The organism is Pseudomonas sp. GM60, from assembly GCF_000282415.1.
In the GTDB taxonomy this organism is placed as follows: domain Bacteria; phylum Pseudomonadota; class Gammaproteobacteria; order Pseudomonadales; family Pseudomonadaceae; genus Aquipseudomonas; species Aquipseudomonas migulae.
On the sequence record NZ_AKJI01000050.1, the window covers coordinates 1 to 17,931 of the forward strand.

The 17,931-nt window shown below is 58.2% G+C and carries 17 protein-coding genes; 15 read left to right on the top strand and 2 right to left on the bottom strand.

Annotation, left to right across the window (positions count from 1 at the left end; translation table 11 throughout):
• The coding region (locus PMI32_RS15755) for a [protein-PII] uridylyltransferase (protein ID WP_008028959.1) at nt 1–2,066 on the bottom strand (2,066 nt) is incomplete at its 3' end.
• A 45-nt stretch (nt 2,067–2,111) separates the two neighbouring features.
• Nucleotides 2,112–2,894, bottom strand: a complete 783-nt coding sequence (map, locus tag PMI32_RS15750) for a type I methionyl aminopeptidase (RefSeq protein WP_008028962.1) — start codon at nt 2,892–2,894, stop codon at nt 2,112–2,114.
• 373 nt (nt 2,895–3,267) lie between these two features.
• Between map and rpsB the strand changes: the two genes are divergently transcribed.
• The 15 genes from rpsB (at nt 3,268) to rnhB (ending at nt 17,885) form a co-directional block, all read left to right on the top strand.
• A complete protein-coding gene (gene rpsB / locus PMI32_RS15745) occupies nt 3,268–4,005 on the top strand; it encodes a 30S ribosomal protein S2 (RefSeq protein ID WP_008028964.1) in 738 nt (245 codons plus the stop codon).
• Nucleotides 4,006–4,198: 193 nt separating this feature from the next.
• Nucleotides 4,199–5,062, top strand: coding sequence for a translation elongation factor Ts (gene tsf / locus PMI32_RS15740; protein WP_008028965.1), 864 nt, complete (start codon nt 4,199–4,201; stop codon nt 5,060–5,062).
• A gap of 210 nt (nt 5,063–5,272) precedes the next feature.
• Nucleotides 5,273–6,016 (top strand): UMP kinase, encoded by a 744-nt coding sequence (pyrH, locus tag PMI32_RS15735; RefSeq protein ID WP_003172271.1) that lies wholly within the window; start codon nt 5,273–5,275, stop codon nt 6,014–6,016.
• Nucleotides 6,013–6,570, top strand: a complete 558-nt coding sequence (gene frr, locus PMI32_RS15730) for a ribosome recycling factor (RefSeq protein WP_008028968.1) — start codon at nt 6,013–6,015, stop codon at nt 6,568–6,570. The genes pyrH and frr overlap by 4 nt, the downstream gene beginning before the upstream one ends.
• Nucleotides 6,571–6,583: 13 nt before the next feature.
• On the top strand, nt 6,584–7,339 hold the full coding sequence (gene uppS / locus PMI32_RS15725) for a polyprenyl diphosphate synthase (RefSeq protein ID WP_008028970.1): 756 nt from the start codon (nt 6,584–6,586) through the stop codon (nt 7,337–7,339).
• A complete protein-coding gene (locus tag PMI32_RS15720; RefSeq protein ID WP_008028973.1) occupies nt 7,339–8,145 on the top strand; it encodes a phosphatidate cytidylyltransferase in 807 nt (268 codons plus the stop codon). Before uppS ends, PMI32_RS15720 begins: the two co-directional genes overlap by 1 nt.
• On the top strand, nt 8,142–9,332 hold the full coding sequence (ispC, locus tag PMI32_RS15715; protein ID WP_008028975.1) for a 1-deoxy-D-xylulose-5-phosphate reductoisomerase: 1,191 nt from the start codon (nt 8,142–8,144) through the stop codon (nt 9,330–9,332). Before PMI32_RS15720 ends, ispC begins: the two co-directional genes overlap by 4 nt.
• A gap of 52 nt (nt 9,333–9,384) precedes the next feature.
• The gene (rseP, locus tag PMI32_RS15710; RefSeq protein ID WP_008028976.1) at nt 9,385–10,737 is read left to right on the top strand and encodes a sigma E protease regulator RseP; all 1,353 of its coding nucleotides are present in this window, start codon (nt 9,385–9,387) and stop codon (nt 10,735–10,737) included.
• A 74-nt stretch (nt 10,738–10,811) separates the two neighbouring features.
• The gene (bamA, locus tag PMI32_RS15705; RefSeq protein WP_008028979.1) at nt 10,812–13,187 is read left to right on the top strand and encodes an outer membrane protein assembly factor BamA; all 2,376 of its coding nucleotides are present in this window, start codon (nt 10,812–10,814) and stop codon (nt 13,185–13,187) included.
• A 45-nt stretch (nt 13,188–13,232) separates the two neighbouring features.
• Nucleotides 13,233–13,736, top strand: coding sequence for an OmpH/Skp family outer membrane protein (locus PMI32_RS15700; protein WP_008028980.1), 504 nt, complete (start codon nt 13,233–13,235; stop codon nt 13,734–13,736).
• Nucleotides 13,737–13,739: 3 nt separating this feature from the next.
• The gene (gene lpxD, locus PMI32_RS15695) at nt 13,740–14,795 is read left to right on the top strand and encodes a UDP-3-O-(3-hydroxymyristoyl)glucosamine N-acyltransferase (protein WP_008028981.1); all 1,056 of its coding nucleotides are present in this window, start codon (nt 13,740–13,742) and stop codon (nt 14,793–14,795) included.
• Nucleotides 14,796–14,903: 108 nt separating this feature from the next.
• Nucleotides 14,904–15,344 (top strand): 3-hydroxyacyl-ACP dehydratase FabZ, encoded by a 441-nt coding sequence (gene fabZ, locus PMI32_RS15690; protein ID WP_008028982.1) that lies wholly within the window; start codon nt 14,904–14,906, stop codon nt 15,342–15,344.
• Nucleotides 15,341–16,117: an acyl-ACP--UDP-N-acetylglucosamine O-acyltransferase gene (gene lpxA, locus PMI32_RS15685; RefSeq protein WP_008028983.1), complete on the top strand. Its 777-nt coding sequence runs from the start codon at nt 15,341–15,343 to the stop codon at nt 16,115–16,117. Before fabZ ends, lpxA begins: the two co-directional genes overlap by 4 nt.
• Nucleotides 16,118–16,119: 2 nt before the next feature.
• Entirely contained in the window at nt 16,120–17,250 is a 1,131-nt protein-coding gene (gene lpxB / locus PMI32_RS15680; RefSeq protein WP_008028984.1) for a lipid-A-disaccharide synthase, read from the top strand.
• A complete protein-coding gene (gene rnhB / locus PMI32_RS15675) occupies nt 17,247–17,885 on the top strand; it encodes a ribonuclease HII (protein ID WP_008028985.1) in 639 nt (212 codons plus the stop codon). The genes lpxB and rnhB overlap by 4 nt, the downstream gene beginning before the upstream one ends.
• Nucleotides 17,886–17,931 lie beyond the last annotated feature (46 nt).

Consider the following 17,931-nt stretch of genomic DNA (forward strand, 5'->3'; position numbering starts at 1 on the left):
GGGCCGCCGTCGGCCGGCTGCTGCAGGATCGCATCGGTGTGCCAGGCCACATCGCCGGCGGTGTGACGCAGGAAATAGTCATCGCCCAGTTGCGACCACAACTGCTCGACGTCGTCGGGGTCGTTGCCGCCGCGTACCAGAATGTCCAGGGCGGCGCTCTGGGTCTGGCGGATCTGCATTTCGCGATCCACCGGGTTTTCAAGGCCGCGACGCAACGCACGCTTGGTCTCGGTGTAGAGCTGGCGCAGCAGGCTGGCGCGCCAGGAATTCCACAGCGTCGGGTTGGTCGCGTTGATGTCGGCGACGGTCAGCACGTACAGGTAATCCAGGCGGGTTTCGTCACCGACGATCTGCGCGAAATCATGGATCACCTGCGGGTCGGACAAGTCCTTGCGCTGGGCGGTGGTCGACATCACCAAGTGGTTCTGCACCAGCCAGACGATCAGGCGGCTGTCCCAGATCGGCAATTGATGGCGCTGGCAAAAAGCTTCGGCATCCACTGCGCCGATTTCCGAGTGATCGCCATGCCGGCCCTTGCCGATGTCGTGGTACAGGCCGGCGAGGTAGATCAGCTCGGGCTTGGGCAGCTTGCCCATGAGCTTGCTGGCCAGCGGGAATTTTTCCGACACTTGCGTGTACTGCAACTTACGCAGGTGCTTGATCAGGTTCAGGGTGTGCGCATCGACCGTATAGATGTGAAACAGGTCGTGCTGCATCTGCCCGACAATGAAGCCGAACTCCGGCAAATAGCGCCCGAGGATGCCGTAACGGTTCATCCGCCGCAGGTTGCGGTGAATGCCGATCTTGCACTTGAACAGTTCGATGAACAGGCTGGTATTACGAATGTCGTTGCGGAAATCGTCGTCGATCAGGTGCCGGTTTTCCCGCAGCAGACGAATGGTGTCGGCTCGCACGCCTTTGATTTCCGGTTGCTGGGCCATCAGCACGAAGATTTCGAGCATGGCGAACGGCGTGCGGCGGAACACGTTGTCGTTGCGTGCTTCGATGTAGCCGTCGTGCAACTGGAACCGCGAGTTGATCGGCTGCGGCGGCGCTTCGTCTTCGGGGGCGAGGATGACTTCCTCGAAGTGCTGGATGATCAGGTCGCTGAGCTGGGCGATGCTCATGACCACCCGATAATACTGCTGCATGAAGTTTTCGATGGCTTGCTTGGCGTCATCACCCTTGAACCCCAGCAGGCCGGCAATCGAGCGCTGGTGGTCGAACAGCAAGCGGTCTTCGGAACGGCCAGCGAGCATGTGCAGCGCGTAGCGGACTTTCCACAGGAATTCCTGGGATGAAGCCAGCAGGGCGTTTTCGCTCTCGACCAGAAACCCTTCGCCGGCCAATGCCCGCAGGTTCAGGGTGCCGTATTCGCGACGGGCGACCCACAGAATCGTCTGAATATCCCGTAGTCCGCCGGGCGAGCCTTTGACGTTGGGTTCCAGGTTGTATTCGGTGTCGTTGTACTTGTGATGACGGGCTTTCTGCTCGGCGCGCTTGGCGAGGAAGAAGTCCTTGCTCGGCCACATGTGCGCAGTGCTGGTGACGTCGAGCATGCGCTGGCGCAAACGCTCGGGGCCGCAGATGGTGCGGCTTTCCATCAGGTTGGTGACGACCGTCAGGTCGGCGCGGGCTTCAACGGCGCATTCTTCAACCGAGCGAACGCTCTGACCGACTTCCAGGCCGATGTCCCACAACAACGTCAGAAAACGCTCGATGGAATCGCGGAAAACTTCGTGGTCGGCGCTGTCCAGCAGGATCAGCAAATCGATATCGGAATAAGGGTGCAATTCCCCGCGACCGTAGCCGCCGACCGCGACCAGCGCGATGTCGGCATCTTCACTCCAGTTGAACTGCTCCCAGGCCTTTTGCAGGATGTTGTCGACGAACCACGCACGATCCTCGATCAGCCGGCGAATCTCCCGGCCGCTGCGAAAGCGCTCGTCGAGCACCTCGCGCGCCTGGCGGATCGCCTTCTTGAAGGCCGCGATCGGGCTGGCCTTCAGGGCCAGTTCAGCCTGGAACTGGCCACGGTCGAAGAGTTCGGGATCCACCTGCGGCATCGATTGGCTTTCCTATCTATAAGGCTGAGAGCTGTGCGGACCGGATCAGGCCGAAACGCGCGGGATGGTGTCGTCGCTGCGCAGGGTGAAGATCTCGTAACCGGTTTCGGTCACTGCCAGGGTGTGTTCCCACTGGGCCGAGAGCTTGCGGTCCTTGGTGATCGCGGTCCAGCCATCGCCCAACACCTTGGTGTCGGCCTTGCCCTGGTTGATCATCGGCTCGATGGTGAAGGTCATGCCCGCTTTCAGTTCCATGCCGGTGCCGGCACGGCCGTAGTGCAGGATCTGCGGTTCTTCGTGGAACACCTTGCCAATGCCGTGGCCGCAGAACTCGCGAACCACCGAGAAGCCGTTCTTTTCGGCGTGCTTCTGGATCACTTCACCGATGTCGCCCAGGCGGCAGCCGGGTTTGACGATTTCGATGGCCTTGTACATGCATTCCTGGGTCACTTGCGACAGGCGCTCGGCCCAGACCGGCACGGTGCCGACGTGGAACATGCGGCTGGTGTCGCCGTGGTAGCCGTCTTTGATGACGGTGACGTCGATGTTCAGCGTGTCGCCGTCCTTCAATGGCTTCTCGTTCGGGATGCCGTGGCAGACCACGTGGTTGATCGAGGTGCAGATCGACTTCGGATAGCCTTTGTAGTTGAGCGGGGCAGGGATGGCCTGCTGCACGTTGACGATGTAGTCGTGGCAGATGCGGTCCAGCTCTTCAGTGGTGACGCCTGGCTTGACATGTTCAGCAATCATTTCCAGCACATCGGCGGCCAGTTTGCCGGCGACACGCATTTTTGCGATGTCCTCCGGGGTTTTGAGGGTGACGGTCATACAGGCTCTCTCTACGCTCGATGGCGCTTGTCAAAACGGAATGGGCATTGTGCGATCAAACTTCGCTGCCCTGAAAAACGCGATTCTAACAGACGAACAGCGCAAATCTGAGCCTCTGTACATCGCTTCTCTCTATAGATAGGCGCATTCTTGAGCGATTCCAAGGGCGCGGATAAAGGCGCGCGTCAGGAATTGAGAATCCGGGTTCCGTTTTTGCGAGCCTTGTGATATAAAATGCGCCGCTTTCCGGGGATACCCCGAAAGGCTTAAATCCACACACGTGTCGACACGATGACCTGGGTGCCTTCAGCTGATGCTGCTGGTTGGTCATTGGGATACGTGGAGGCCAAACCCGACTTATTAAGGAACTATCATGTCCCAAGTCAACATGCGCGATATGCTGAAGGCCGGTGTGCACTTCGGTCACCAGACCCGTTACTGGAACCCGAAAATGGGTAAATACATTTTCGGCGCGCGTAACAAGATCCACATCATCAACCTTGAAAAAACCCTGCCAATGTTCAACGAAGCTCTGACTTTCGTAGAGCGTCTGGCCCAGGGCAAAAACAAGATTCTGTTCGTCGGCACCAAGCGTTCCGCTGGCAAGATCGTTGCTGAAGAAGCAGCACGTTGCGGTTCGCCGTACGTCGATCACCGCTGGTTGGGCGGCATGCTGACCAACTTCAAAACCATCCGTGCTTCCATCAAGCGTCTGCGTGACCTTGAAGTACAAGCCGAAGACGGTACTTTCGCCAAGCTGACCAAGAAAGAAGCGCTGATGCGCTCCCGTGACCTGGAAAAGCTGGATCGTTCCCTGGGTGGTATCAAGGACATGGGCGGTCTGCCAGACGCTCTGTTCGTTATCGACGTTGATCACGAGCGCATCGCGATCACCGAAGCCAACAAGCTGGGTATCCCGGTTATCGGCGTAGTCGATACCAACAGCAGCCCGGAAGGCGTTGACTACATCATCCCAGGCAACGATGACGCAATCCGCGCTATCCAGCTGTACATGGGTTCGATGGCTGACGCTGTAATCCGCGGTCGCAACCACGTTGCTGGCGGCACCGAGCAGTTCGTTGAAGAAGCTCCGGCAGCTGCAGCTGAGTAACTGACGCCTTGGCGTTGACTCAGTAAGCAAAAAGGGGGCTTGGCCCCCTTTTTGCCACCTCGAAAACCATTTGTCCGGTGGCGCATTTACATCATTTGTAACTTGCAGCTGCTAACAAGGGTGGTTCGGGAAGAATTGAACGCCCGTTCGATCGGGTGGAATGGTTGAAAACCTATCCAAGAGGAATTTTGAAATGGCAGAGATTACTGCAGCGTTGGTCAAAGAACTGCGCGAGCGTACTGGCGAAGGCATGATGGACTGCAAAAAGGCCTTGACCAAGGCTGGCGGCGACATCGAGAAAGCCATTGATGACATGCGTGCTTCGGGCGCCATCAAGGCTGCCAAGAAAGCGGGCAACGTGGCTGCTGAAGGCGCTATCGCTCTGAAAGAAGACGGTAAATCCGCCGTTCTGCTGGAAGTGAACTCGCAGACCGACTTCCTGGCTCTGCAGGACGACTTCAAGGCATTTGTTGCTGCCAGCGTTGAAAAAGCGTTCGCCGACAAGCTGACTGACGTCGCTCCGCTGATCGAAGCTCAAGAAGCTGCTCGCCTGGTACTGGTCGGCAAGGTTGGCGAAAACGTCAACATCCGTCGCCTGGTTCGCGTTGAAGGTGATGTTGTCGGCGGTTACCTGCACGGCAACAAAATCGGTGTTGCGGTTGTTCTGAAAGGCGGCGACGTTGAGCTGGCCAAAGACATCGCTATGCACGTAGCGGCCAGCAACCCTGAGTTCCTGCTGCCATCGGAAGTTTCTGCTGAAGCTATCGAGCGCGAAAAAGCCGTGTTCCTGCAGCTGAACGAAGAAAAAATCAAAGGCAAGCCAGAAAACATTGTTGAGAACATGGTCAAAGGCCGTATCAGCAAGTTCCTGGCTGAAGCAAGCCTGGTTGAGCAGGCGTTCGTCAAGAACCCTGAAATCAAGGTTGGCGAACTGGCCAAGAAAGCCGGTGCAGAAATCGTTTCTTTCACCTACTTCAAAGTAGGCGAAGGCATCGAGAAGCCGGTCGACAACTTCGCTGAAGAAGTTGCTGCCCAGCTGGCTGCCGCCAAGCAATAAGACGGTTTTTTAACTGTCGCCCTGAAGAGGCTGCCCGCTTACGCGCGCAGCCTCTTTTCAGATGGGGCACCAATTTTTAATTGGTTTCCTTTTGGAACTGGCTTACAAAGCCATGTTCCGATGGCGCTGAAGCAGCGCCAAGCTAGAGTGAACGCCAGCTGTAAACAGCTCGCAAAGAATTTTTAAAATACGCCGCAGGAGAGATTCGCAATGGCTCAGCAGGGCAGTGGTTATCAGGCTCGCTATAAACGCATTCTACTCAAGCTTAGCGGCGAGGCCCTGATGGGCTCGGAAGAGTTCGGGATCGATCCGAAAGTTCTGGACCGCATGGCGCTGGAAGTCGGCCAACTGGTCGGCATCGGCGTCCAGGTCGGCCTGGTGATCGGCGGCGGCAACCTGTTCCGCGGTGCAGCGCTGAGCGCGGCCGGCATGGATCGGGTCACCGGCGACCACATGGGCATGCTGGCCACCGTGATGAATGCCTTGGCCATGCGCGACGCGCTGGAACGTGCCAATATCTCGGCCATCGTGATGTCGGCGATTTCCATGGTTGGCGTGACTGATCACTATGATCGCCGCAAGGCCATGCGCCACCTGAATGCCAAGGAAGTCGTGATCTTCGCGGCCGGTACCGGCAATCCGTTCTTCACCACGGATTCGGCGGCCTGCCTGCGAGCAATCGAAATCGATGCCGATGTCGTGCTCAAGGCGACCAAGGTCGATGGCGTCTACACCGCTGATCCATTCAAAGACCCGCATGCCGAGAAGTTCGATCATCTGACCTACGATGAAGTGCTGGATCGCAAGCTGGGTGTGATGGACCTGACCGCCATTTGCCTGTGCCGCGACCACAAGATGCCGTTGCGCGTATTTAACATGAACAAGCCCGGCGCCCTGCTGAACATCGTGCATGGCGGCGCTGAAGGGACCCTGATCGAGGAAGGCCAACAATGATCAACGAAATCAAGAAAGACGCTAAAGAGCGTATGCAGAAATCCGTCGAGTCGCTGATGCACAACTTCGGCCGTATTCGTACTGGCCAGGCGCACCCAAGCATTCTTGAAGGTGTGATGGTGCCGTACTACGGTTCCGACACCCCGATCAAGCAAGTGGCGAACATCACCGTCAAAGACGCCCGTACCCTGCAGGTCGTTGCTTTTGAGCGCAACATGCTCGGTGCCGTCGACAAGGCTATCGGCAGCGCCGGTCTGAACCTCAACCCGACGAACCTCGGTGAGTTGCTGCTGATCTCCATGCCGGCCCTGACCGAAGAGACCCGCAAGGGCTTCACCAAGCAGGCTCGCGATGTCGCTGAAGATGCCCGTGTTGCCGTGCGCAACATCCGCCGTGATGCGAACAGCCAACTCAAGGATCTGGTCAAGGAAAAGGAAATCAGTGAAGACGAAGAACGTCGCGCCACTGGCGAAATTGATGATCTGACCAAGAAGTACGTGGCTGAAATCGACGCGAATTTGGCGCAGAAAGAAAAAGACCTGATGGCCGTATAAGGGTCGCGTTTTCATGGAAAAGACCAAGCAGTCAGTGCCGTCCGCGGTGCCGCGTCATGTCGCGATCATCATGGATGGCAATAATCGCTGGGCGAAAAAACGCTTTATGCCGGGTGTCGCCGGGCATAAAGCGGGCGTGGATGCGGTTCGTGCAGTGATCGAGGTTTGTGCCGAGGCCAAGGTCGAGGTATTGACTCTGTTCGCCTTCTCCAGCGAGAACTGGCAGCGTCCGGCTGATGAAGTCAGTGCCTTGATGGACCTGTTCTTCAAGGCGTTGCGTCGTGAGGCCAAGCGCCTCAACGACAACAACATCAGTCTGCGTATCATTGGTGACCGTTCGCGTTTCCATCCAGAGCTTCAGGCTGCGATGCGTGAGGCGGAAGCGATGACCGCAGGCGCCAATCGCTTCGTTCTGCAGATCGCCGCCAACTACGGCGGTCAGTGGGACATCGCGCAAGCCGCACAGCGTCTGGCGCGGGAAGTTCAGGCCGGGCATCTGCGTCCGGAAGACATCACCCCGGAGCTGTTGCAAACCTGTCTGGCCACCGGCGATCTGCCGCTGCCGGACTTGTGCATCCGTACCGGTGGCGAGCACCGCATCAGCAACTTCCTGCTGTGGCAACTGGCTTACGCCGAGTTGTACTTCTCCGACCTGTTCTGGCCGGACTTCAAACACGACGCCATGCGCACCGCGCTGGCCGATTTCGCTTCTCGCCAGCGCCGCTTCGGTAAAACGAGCGAGCAGGTCGAGGCTGGGGCCCGGGTTTAATGCTCAAACAACGAATCATCACCGCGCTGATCCTGCTGCCGATCGCCTTGTGCGGGTTTTTCCTGCTCGAAGGCTCCGGTTTCGCGCTGTTCATCGGGCTGGTCGTGACCCTCGGTGCCTGGGAATGGGCGCGTCTGGCGGGTTTCACTGAGCAGCCGATCCGCGTTGCCTATGCTGCAGTGGTCGCGTTGATGCTGTTTGTCATGCACATCCTGCCGGGGCTCGCACCTTGGGTGCTGGGCGCTTCGGTGCTGTGGTGGGGCGTGGCGACGTACCTGGTGTTGACGTATCCGCGTTCGAGCGAGCGTTGGTCCAGTGCGGCGACCAAACTGGTGATCGGCCTGTTGATTCTCCTGCCGGCTTGGCAAGGTCTGGTGCAGATCAAACAATACCCATTGGGCAACTGGTTGATCATGGCGGTCATGGTGCTAGTCTGGGGCGCCGACATCGGTGCTTACTTTTCCGGTCGGGCCTTCGGCAAGCGCAAGCTGGCGCCACAGGTCAGTCCCGGCAAGAGCTGGGAAGGCGTGTATGGCGGCCTCGCACTGAGCCTGGTCATCACCGTCATTGTCGGCCTGGTTCGCGACTGGACGGTTGCCGAGCTTTTCAAAGGGTTGATCGGTGCCGCAATTATCGTGTTTATCTCGGTAGTGGGTGATCTCACCGAAAGTATGTTCAAGCGCCAGTCCGGGATCAAGGACAGTAGCAATCTGCTGCCCGGCCACGGTGGTGTACTCGATCGTATTGACAGCCTGACGGCAGCGATTCCGGTGTTCGCGGTGTTGCTGTGGATGGCGGCACCGTGAGCCGCCCTCAACAGATTACCGTTCTGGGGGCTACCGGCTCGATCGGTCTGAGCACGCTCGACGTCATTGCCCGTCATCCCGAACGTTATCAAGTGTTCGCCTTGAGCGGTTTCACTCGCCTGAGTGAGTTGTTCGCGTTGTGCGTCCGTCATACGCCACGGTTCGCCGTTGTGCCAGAGCAGGGCGCTGCCCGAGGCTTGCAGGACGACTTGCGTGCGGCGGGGTTGTCGACCCGCGTTCTGGTGGGGGAGGAGGGGCTGTGTCAGGTCGCCGCCGACCCTGAAGTCGATGCCGTCATGGCCGCTATTGTCGGCGCGGCGGGCCTGCGCCCGACGCTGGCGGCGGTCGAGGCCGGCAAGAAAATACTCCTGGCCAACAAAGAAGCGCTGGTGATGTCCGGTGCGTTGTTTATGCAGGCCGTGCGTAAAAGCGGTTCGGTGCTGCTGCCGATCGACAGCGAACACAACGCGATTTTCCAGTGCATGCCGCAGGATTTCGCCCGTGGTCTGGGTGCGGTCGGTGTCCGTCGTATCTTGCTGACAGCTTCCGGTGGTCCTTTCCGTCAGACGCCTATGGCTGAGCTGGTGCATGTAACCCCTGATCAGGCGTGTGCCCATCCGAACTGGTCCATGGGGCGCAAGATTTCGGTAGATTCGGCCAGCATGATGAACAAAGGCCTCGAGCTGATCGAAGCCTGCTGGCTGTTTGATGCCAAGCCGTCGCAGGTCGAAGTGGTGATTCACCCGCAGAGCGTGATTCATTCGCTTGTCGATTACATCGATGGTTCGGTCCTGGCTCAGTTGGGTAATCCCGACATGCGCACGCCTATTGCCAATGCGCTCGCCTGGCCGGAACGCATCGATTCGGGTGTCGCACCGCTGGATCTGTTTGCCATTGCGCGCCTGGATTTCCAGGCCCCCGATGAAGAGCGTTTCCCATGTCTGCGCCTGGCGCGTCAGGCCGCAGAGGCTGGCAATAGCGCGCCAGCCATGCTCAATGCGGCGAATGAAGTGGCTGTCGCGGCCTTTCTCGACGGGCGGGTTCGCTATCTGGAAATCGCGAGTATCATCGAAGAAGTGTTAAATCTCGAGCCCGTGGTTGCGGTGGATGATCTCGAGGCGGTGTTCACGGCTGACGCGAAAGCGCGAGTACTGGCCGGGCAATGGTTGAGTCGTCACGGGCGGTAAGTGCTGCAATACGTTGGCCCATGCAGCACTGGATAAGTTGCGGAGAAAGTAGATGAGCGCGCTCTATATGATTGTCGGCACCCTGGTAGCCCTGGGCGTGCTGGTCACTTTCCACGAATTCGGCCATTTCTGGGTCGCACGTCGCTGTGGAGTCAAAGTGCTGCGTTTCTCCGTGGGCTTCGGTATGCCGTTGCTGCGCTGGCACGACAAGAAAGGCACTGAATTCGTGATTGCCGCCATCCCGCTGGGTGGCTACGTGAAAATGCTCGACGAGCGCGAAGGTGAAGTGCCGGCCGATCAGCTCGATCAATCCTTCAATCGCAAATCCGTCCGTCAGCGCATTGCTATCGTGTCGGCGGGGCCGATTGCCAACTTCTTGCTGGCGATGATTTTTTTCTGGGTGCTCGCCATGCTTGGCAGCGAGCAGGTGCGGCCAGTCATCGGCGCCGTTGAATCCGGCAGCATCGCCGCCAGGGCGGGTTTGAGTGCAGGTCAGGAAATTGTTGCCATTGATGGTGAGCCGACTTCGGGCTGGGGCGCCGTAAATCTGCAGCTGGTTCGCCGTCTTGGCGAGAGCGGTTCCCTTCAGTTGCTGGTCCGTGAGCAGGGTTCCACAGCGGATTCGCCGCGTGAGCTGGTGCTGGATAAATGGCTCAAGGGCGCTGACGAGCCGGATCCGATTCGCTCGCTGGGTATTCGCCCATGGCGTCCGGCGCTGCCGCCGGTGTTGGCGGAACTCGATCCGAAAGGCCCGGCGCAGGCTGCCGGCCTTAAAACCGGTGACCGGCTGTTGGCCCTGGATGGCAAGGCGCTCGATGACTGGCAACAAGTGGTCGATATCGTCCGTATTCATCCTGATACCAAAATCATGCTGCGCGTCGAGCGCGATGGTGCTCAAATCGACGTCCCTGTGACGCTCGCTGCTCGCGGCGAGAAAAAGTCGCCCAGTGGTTATCTCGGCGCCGGGGTGAAGGCGATCGATTGGCCGCCGGAGATGATTCGCGAGGTCAGTTACGGTCCTTTGGCCGCGATTGGCGAGGGGGCTCGACGCACCTGGACCATGAGCATACTGACCCTCGATTCGCTCAAGAAAATGTTGTTCGGTGAGCTCTCGGTAAAAAACTTGAGTGGACCGATAACCATTGCTAAAGTGGCGGGCGCTTCTGCCCAGTCGGGCGTCGCTGATTTCCTGAATTTCCTTGCTTATCTGAGTATTAGCCTGGGGGTTCTGAATTTGTTGCCCATTCCGGTACTGGATGGGGGGCATTTGTTGTTTTATCTGATTGAGTGGGTGCGTGGTCGCCCCTTGTCGGATCGGGTGCAGGGTTGGGGGATACAGATCGGCATCAGTTTGGTGGTCGGGGTGATGTTGCTCGCTCTGGTCAATGATTTGGGTCGTCTGTAACACTTCGCTGAATTGCGAATCTGCCGCATTTTGCGGCAGTTTGTTTATTGCCAGTTGGAATAAGAAAGGACTTCATGAAACGTCTGCTGCTAACTGCGGTTCTCACCGTATTGATGATCGCCGAAGTTCACGCCGAGTCCTTCACTATCTCTGATATTCGCGTCAATGGCCTCCAGCGGGTCTCCGCGGGTAGCGTCTTTGGTGCTTTGCCGTTAAACGTCGGTGAACAGGCGGATGATCGTCGCCTGGTGGAATCCACTCGTGCGCTGTTCAAAACCGGGTTCTTTCAAGATATCCAGCTGGGCCGTGATGGCAACGTCCTTGTCATTACGGTAGTCGAGCGTCCGTCCGTTGCCAGTATCGAGATCGAGGGTAACAAGGCGATCTCCACTGAAGACCTGATGAAGGGCCTCAAACAATCCGGTCTGGCCGAAGGCGAGATCTTCCAGCGCGCCACCCTCGAAGGTGTTCGCAACGAGCTGCAGCGTCAGTACGTCGCTCAGGGTCGCTATTCGGCTACCGTTGACACCGAAGTGGTGCCGCAGCCGCGTAACCGCGTCGGCCTCAAGGTCAATATCAACGAAGGCACCGTTGCGGCTATCCAGCACATCAACGTGGTGGGTAACACGGTCTTCCCTGATGAAGACCTGATCGACCTGTTCGAACTCAAGACCACCAACTGGTTGTCGTTCTTCAAGAACGACGACAAGTACGCTCGTGAAAAACTGTCCGGTGACCTGGAGCGTCTGCGTTCCTACTACCTGGACCGTGGCTATATCAACATGGATATCGCTTCGACCCAGGTGTCCATCACCCCGGACAAGAAACACGTCTACATCACCGTCAACGTCAACGAAGGCGAGAAGTACACCGTTCGTGACGTCAAGCTGAGCGGCGACCTGAAAGTTCCTGAAGATCAGGTCAAGTCCCTGTTGCTGGTGCAGAAAGGCCAGGTGTTCTCGCGCAAGCTGATGACCACCACGTCCGAACTGATCACCCGTCGCCTGGGTAACGAGGGTTACACCTTCGCCAACGTCAACGGCGTACCTCAGCCGCATGATGAAGACCACACCGTCGATATCACTTTCGCGGTCGATCCGGGCAAGCGTGCTTACGTTAACCGCATCAACTTCCGTGGCAACACCAAGTCCGAAGACGAAGTGCTGCGCCGTGAAATGCGTCAGATGGAAGGCGGCTGGGCTTCGACTTACTTGATCGACCAATCCAAGACCCGTCTTGAGCGCCTGGGCTTCTTCAAGGAAGTCAACGTCGAAACCCCGGCTGTACCGGGTGTCGATGACCAGGTTGACGTGAACTACAGCGTTGAAGAACAAGCGTCCGGTTCGATTACCGCCAGCGTCGGCTTTGCACAGAGTGCCGGTCTGATCCTCGGTGGTTCGATCACCCAGAACAACTTCCTCGGTACTGGTAACAAGGTCAGCGTTGGCTTGACCCGCAGTGAGTACCAGAGCCGCTACAACTTCGGTTATGTCGACCCGTACTGGACTGCTGACGGTGTGAGCCTGGGTTACAACGCGTTCTATCGCACCACTGACTACAAAGACCTCGACGTCGATGTTGCCAGCTATGCCGTAGACAGCCTGGGTGCAGGCGTGAGCGTCGGTTACCCGATCAGTGAGACTTCGCGTCTGACCTTCGGCCTGACTGCACAACAAGACAAGATCAAGACCGGTGTGTACACCGTTGACGAGATTTTCGACTTCGTTAACAAGGAAGGCGACAACTACCTGAACTTCAAGGCTTCGGCCGGTTGGTCCGAGTCGACCCTGAACAAAGGCGTGCTGGCGACCCGTGGTCATTCGCAAAGCCTTGTGCTGGAAACCACGACGCCTGGCAGCGACCTGTCGTTCTTCAAACTCGACTACCGTGGCCAGTTGTTCCAGCCGTTGACCGAAAACTACACCATGCGCCTGCATACCGAGCTGGGTTATGGCGATGGCTACGGTTCGACCGATGGCTTGCCGTTCTATGAAAACTACTATGCTGGTGGTTTCAACTCGGTTCGTGGTTTCAAGGACAGTACCTTGGGTCCTCGCAGTACGCCGAGCCGTGGTACCAACCCGGGTACGGCGCTTGATCCGGACCAGGATCCGCTGCCGTTCGGTGGTAATGTCCTGATCCAGGGCGGGGTCGAAGTTCTTTTCCCTCTGCCGTTCGTCAAGGATCAGCGTTCCCTGCGTACCTCGGTATTCTGGGATGTGGGTAACGTTTTCGACTCATCGTGCAAAGACACCACCAACGCGAACGGTTCGTCGTCCAACACCAAGTGCAACGACATCAGCCTGAGCAACATGGCCAGCTCTGTCGGTGTAGGTGTGACATGGGTTACCGCACTGGGTCCTCTGAGTTTCGCGTTGGCCATGCCGATCAAGAAACCGGATGAGGCTGAAACTCAAGTGTTCCAATTCTCCCTCGGCCAGACGTTCTAAGCGTCTGACCCAAGATAACGACAATGGATTTTGTAGGAGTGCATCGTGCGTAAGTTGACTCAATTGGTTCTCCTGGCGACCGTACTGGTAGCAGGTCCGGCTTTTGCCGACATGAAAATCGCCGTTCTGAACTATCAAATGGCTCTGCTGGAATCCGACGCGGCCAAGAAGTACGCCGTGGATGCAGAGAAGAAGTTCGGCCCGCAACTGACCAAGCTCAAGACGCTGGAAAGCAGTGCCAAGGGTATTCAGGACCGTCTGATGGCTGGCGGCGACAAGATGCAGCAAGGCGAGCGTGAGCGCCTGGAACTTGAATTCAAGCAAAAGGCCCGTGACTTCCAGTTCCAGTCCAAGGAATTGAACGAAGCCAAAGCCGTTGCCGACCGTGAAATGCTGAAGCAGCTCAAGCCGAAACTGGACAGCGCTGTGGAAGAAGTCATCAAGAAAGGTGCTTTTGACCTGGTCTTCGAGCGTGGCGCAGTGATTGATGTCAAACCTCAGTACGACATCACTCGCCAGGTTATCGAGCGCATGAATCAGCTGAAGTAATCCATGACAGCGACCATAAAACTCGGCCAGTTGGCCGAGTTCCTCGGCGCCACTCTACGTGGCGACCCAGAGAAGGAAATTACTGGGCTAGCCACTTTGCAAGAGGCTGGCCCAGCTCAGTTGAGCTTTCTGGCAAATCCTCAATACCGCAAATACCTGGTTGACAGCCGGGCTGCAGCTCTGTTGCTGAAAGCCGCTGACGCTGAAGGTTTTGCCGGGAATGCATTGGTCGTACCTGATCCGTACGCCGCCTACGCTCGTGTTTCCCACCTGTTCGATCCCAAGCCCAAGGCGGCTGCCGGCATTCATCCGACCGCAGTGATTGCGGCGGACGCGGTGGTTGATCCAGCGGCGAGCATCGGTGCCTTTGTGGTCATCGAGAGCGGGGCGCGAGTTGATGCAGGTACGACCATCGGCGCGCATTGCTTCATCGGCGCTCGTAGCGTTATCGGCGAAGGTGGCTGGCTCGCCCCGCGCGTCACGCTGTATCACGACGTGCGTATCGGCAAGCGGGTGGTGATTCAGTCCGGTGCAGTATTGGGTGGCGAAGGCTTCGGCTTTGCCAACGAGAAAGGCATCTGGCAGAAAATCGCCCAGATCGGTGGCGTTCTGGTCGGTGACGATGTGGAGATCGGCGTGAATACTGCCATCGACCGCGGTGCACTGGCCGATACCATTCTTGGTAATGGCGTCAAGCTCGACAATCAGATTCAGATCGCCCACAACGTTCAGGTCGGTGATCACACTGCCATGGCGGCGTGCGTGGGGATTTCCGGCAGCACCAAAATCGGCAAGCATTGCATGCTCGCCGGTGGCGTAGGGCTGGTGGGACATATCGAAATTTGCGACAAGGTTTTCATTACCGGGATGACTATGGTGACCCACTCGATTACCGAGCCGGGTTCCTATTCTTCCGGTACGGCCATGCAACCGGCTGCCGAATGGCGCAAAAGCGCGGCACGTATCCGTCAGCTCGATGACATCGCGCGGCGGCTGCGACAGCTGGAAAAGCGAGTAGGGGAAGTGACCCCTGACGGTATTGCTTCATCAGATGGCTGATACCATTTCCATATCAAGTGTGCACAGCCGCTAGACTGCCTCCTTGATTTGCTAGAGGAGCGCGCGTCAGTCGCGCGTTCCCAATCTTTACATAGGCTTCCCCCCGAAATGATGGACATCAACGAGATTCGCGAATACCTGCCTCACCGTTACCCGTTCCTGCTGGTGGACCGGGTCGTGGATCTGGATGTGGAAGGCAAGCGCATTCGCGCCTACAAGAATGTCAGCATCAACGAGCCGTTCTTCAATGGTCACTTCCCTGCGCATCCAATCATGCCGGGCGTACTGATCATCGAAGCGATGGCTCAGGCTGCCGGGATCCTTGGTTTCAAGATGCTGGACGTGAAGCCGGCTGATGGCACCCTGTACTACTTCGTAGGCTCCGACAAACTGCGTTTCCGTCAGCCGGTCAAGCCTGGCGACCAGTTGATCCTTGAAGCCACGTTCATCAGCTGCAAGCGCAAGATCTGGAAGTTCGAATGCCAGGCATCGGTAGATGGCAAGCCGGTCTGCTCGGCCGAGATCATCTGTGCGGAACAAAAAGTATGAGTTTGATTGACCCTCGCGCAATCATCGATCCGACGGCCGTCCTGGCCGACGACGTCGAGGTCGGCCCTTGGTCGATCGTCGGCGCTGGTGTGGAAATCGGCGAGGGGACAGTAATCGGGCCGCATGTGATTCTCAAAGGCCCGACCCGAATCGGTAAGCACAACCGCATCTACCAGTTTTCTTCGGTAGGCGAAGACACGCCCGATCTGAAATACAAGGGTGAAGAAACCCGTCTGGTCATCGGTGACCACAACGTCATCCGTGAAGGCGTGACCATTCACCGCGGGACCATTCAGGACCGTTCCGAAACGACCCTGGGCGATCACAACCTGATCATGGCCTACGCTCACATCGGCCACGACAGCGTTATCGGCAACCATTGCATCCTGGTCAACAACACCGCGTTGGCGGGCCACGTGCATGTTGAAGACTGGGCGATCCTGTCCGGTTTTACCCTGGTTCACCAGTATTGCCACATCGGCGCCCACAGCTTTTCCGGTATGGGCACCGCCATCGGCAAGGACGTTCCAGCGTACGTCACGGTGTTCGGCAATCCGGCCGAAGCGCGCAGCATGAACTTCGAAGGCATGCGCCGTCGTGGTTTCAGCGAAGACGCGATCCACGCCCTGCGCCGTGCCTACAAGGTGGTTTATCGCCAGGGCCTCACGGTTGAGCAGGCACTCGCGGAGCTGGCCGAACCTTCGGAGCAGTTCCCGGAAGTTGCGGTGTTCCGTGACTCCATCCAGTCTTCGACCCGCGGCATCACACGTTAATCATGGCTAATCTGCGTATTGCGCTGGTGGCGGGTGAGGCTTCCGGTGACATTCTGGGCGCCGGTCTCATGCGTGCGCTCAAGGCTCAGCATCCGGCGGTCGAGTTCATCGGTGTCGGTGGTCCGCTGATGCAGGCCGAAGGCCTGACCTCGTATTTTCCGATGGAACGTCTCTCGGTCATGGGGCTGGTGGAAGTGCTCGGTCGGCTGCGCGAGTTGTTGAAACGCCGCAAGAAGCTGATCGCAGACCTGATCGCCGAGAAACCGGACGTGTTCATCGGTATCGATGCGCCGGATTTCAACCTCAACATCGAACTGAAGCTGCGTCAGGCCGGGATCAAGACCGTGCATTACGTCAGCCCGTCAGTGTGGGCGTGGCGGCAGAAGCGGGTGCTGAAGATTCGCGAAGGTTGCGACCTGATGCTGACGCTGTTCCCGTTCGAAGCGAAATTCTATGAAGAGAAGGGCGTGCCGGTGCGGTTTGTCGGTCACACCTTGGCCGATGCGATACCCCTTGAGGCTGATCGTCGTGCCGCACGCGCCGAGCTCGGTTTGCCTGATGGCCCATTGGTCGCGCTGATGCCGGGCAGTCGCGGTGGCGAAGTCGGGCGTCTGGGCGCTTTGTTCCTCGATGCCGCCGAGCGTTTGCGCGCCATGCGCCCTGGCGTGCGGTTCATTATTCCTTGTGCCAGCCCTCAGCGCCGCGCGCAGCTTGAAGAACTGCTGGCCGGTCGCGATCTGCCGCTGACCTTGCTCGACGGCAAGTCCCATCTGGCGCTGGCCGCCTGCGACGCAGTGTTGATTGCCTCCGGAACGGCGACCCTCGAAGCCTTGCTGTACAAGCGTCCGATGGTGGTGGCTTATCGCCTGGCACCGCTGACGTTCTGGATCCTCAAGCGCATGGTGAAAAGCCCTTACGTCTCGTTGCCGAACCTGCTCGCCCAGCGCCTCTTGGTGCCTGAATTGTTACAGGACGATGCAACGGTTGAAGCCTTGGCCCAGACGCTGTCGCCCCTGATCGAAGGTGGCGAAGAGCAGACCCGCGGTTTCGACGAAATCCACCGGACCTTGCGCCTGGATGCCTCCAATCAGGCGGCGGACGCGGTACTGAATCTGATCGGCAAAACACAATGACAAAAGCACAACAGATGGGCCTTGATTTCACCCTGGTCGCCGAAGTCGAAGAGCTGGTTGCCGGTGTTGATGAAGTCGGTCGCGGCCCGCTCTGCGGCGCCGTGGTGACGGCAGCTGTGATTCTCGATCCGAATCGTCCGATCCTTGGTCTCAACGATTCGAAGAAGCTCACCGAAGCCCGCCGCGAAAAACTCTTCGACGAAATCTGCGAAAAAGCCCTGAGCTGGTGCATCGCTCGCGCGGAAGTCGAAGAAATCGACGAGTTGAACATCCTGCATGCGACCATGCTGGCCATGCAGCGTGCGATCGAAGGCCTGCACATTCAGCCAAAACTGGCGATGATCGACGGTAACCGCTGCCCGAAGCTGGCCATGCGCGCTGAAGCCGTGGTCAAGGGCGACAGCAAGGTCCCTGCCATCGCCGCCGCCTCGATTCTGGCCAAGGTCAGCCGCGACCGCGAAATGGCGGCATTTGAACTGATTTACCCGGGTTACGGCATCGGCGGCCACAAAGGCTACCCGACGCCCGTTCATCTGGAAGCGCTGGCACGCTTGGGGCCGACGCCGATTCACCGCCGCTCGTTCGCACCGGTGCGGTTGGCGTATGAGGCGCGCGAAAGCCTCATCGAGAGTTAGTCGCGAGGCTGATGTTTTTCCCAAGGCCCGGTACAATCCGGGCCTT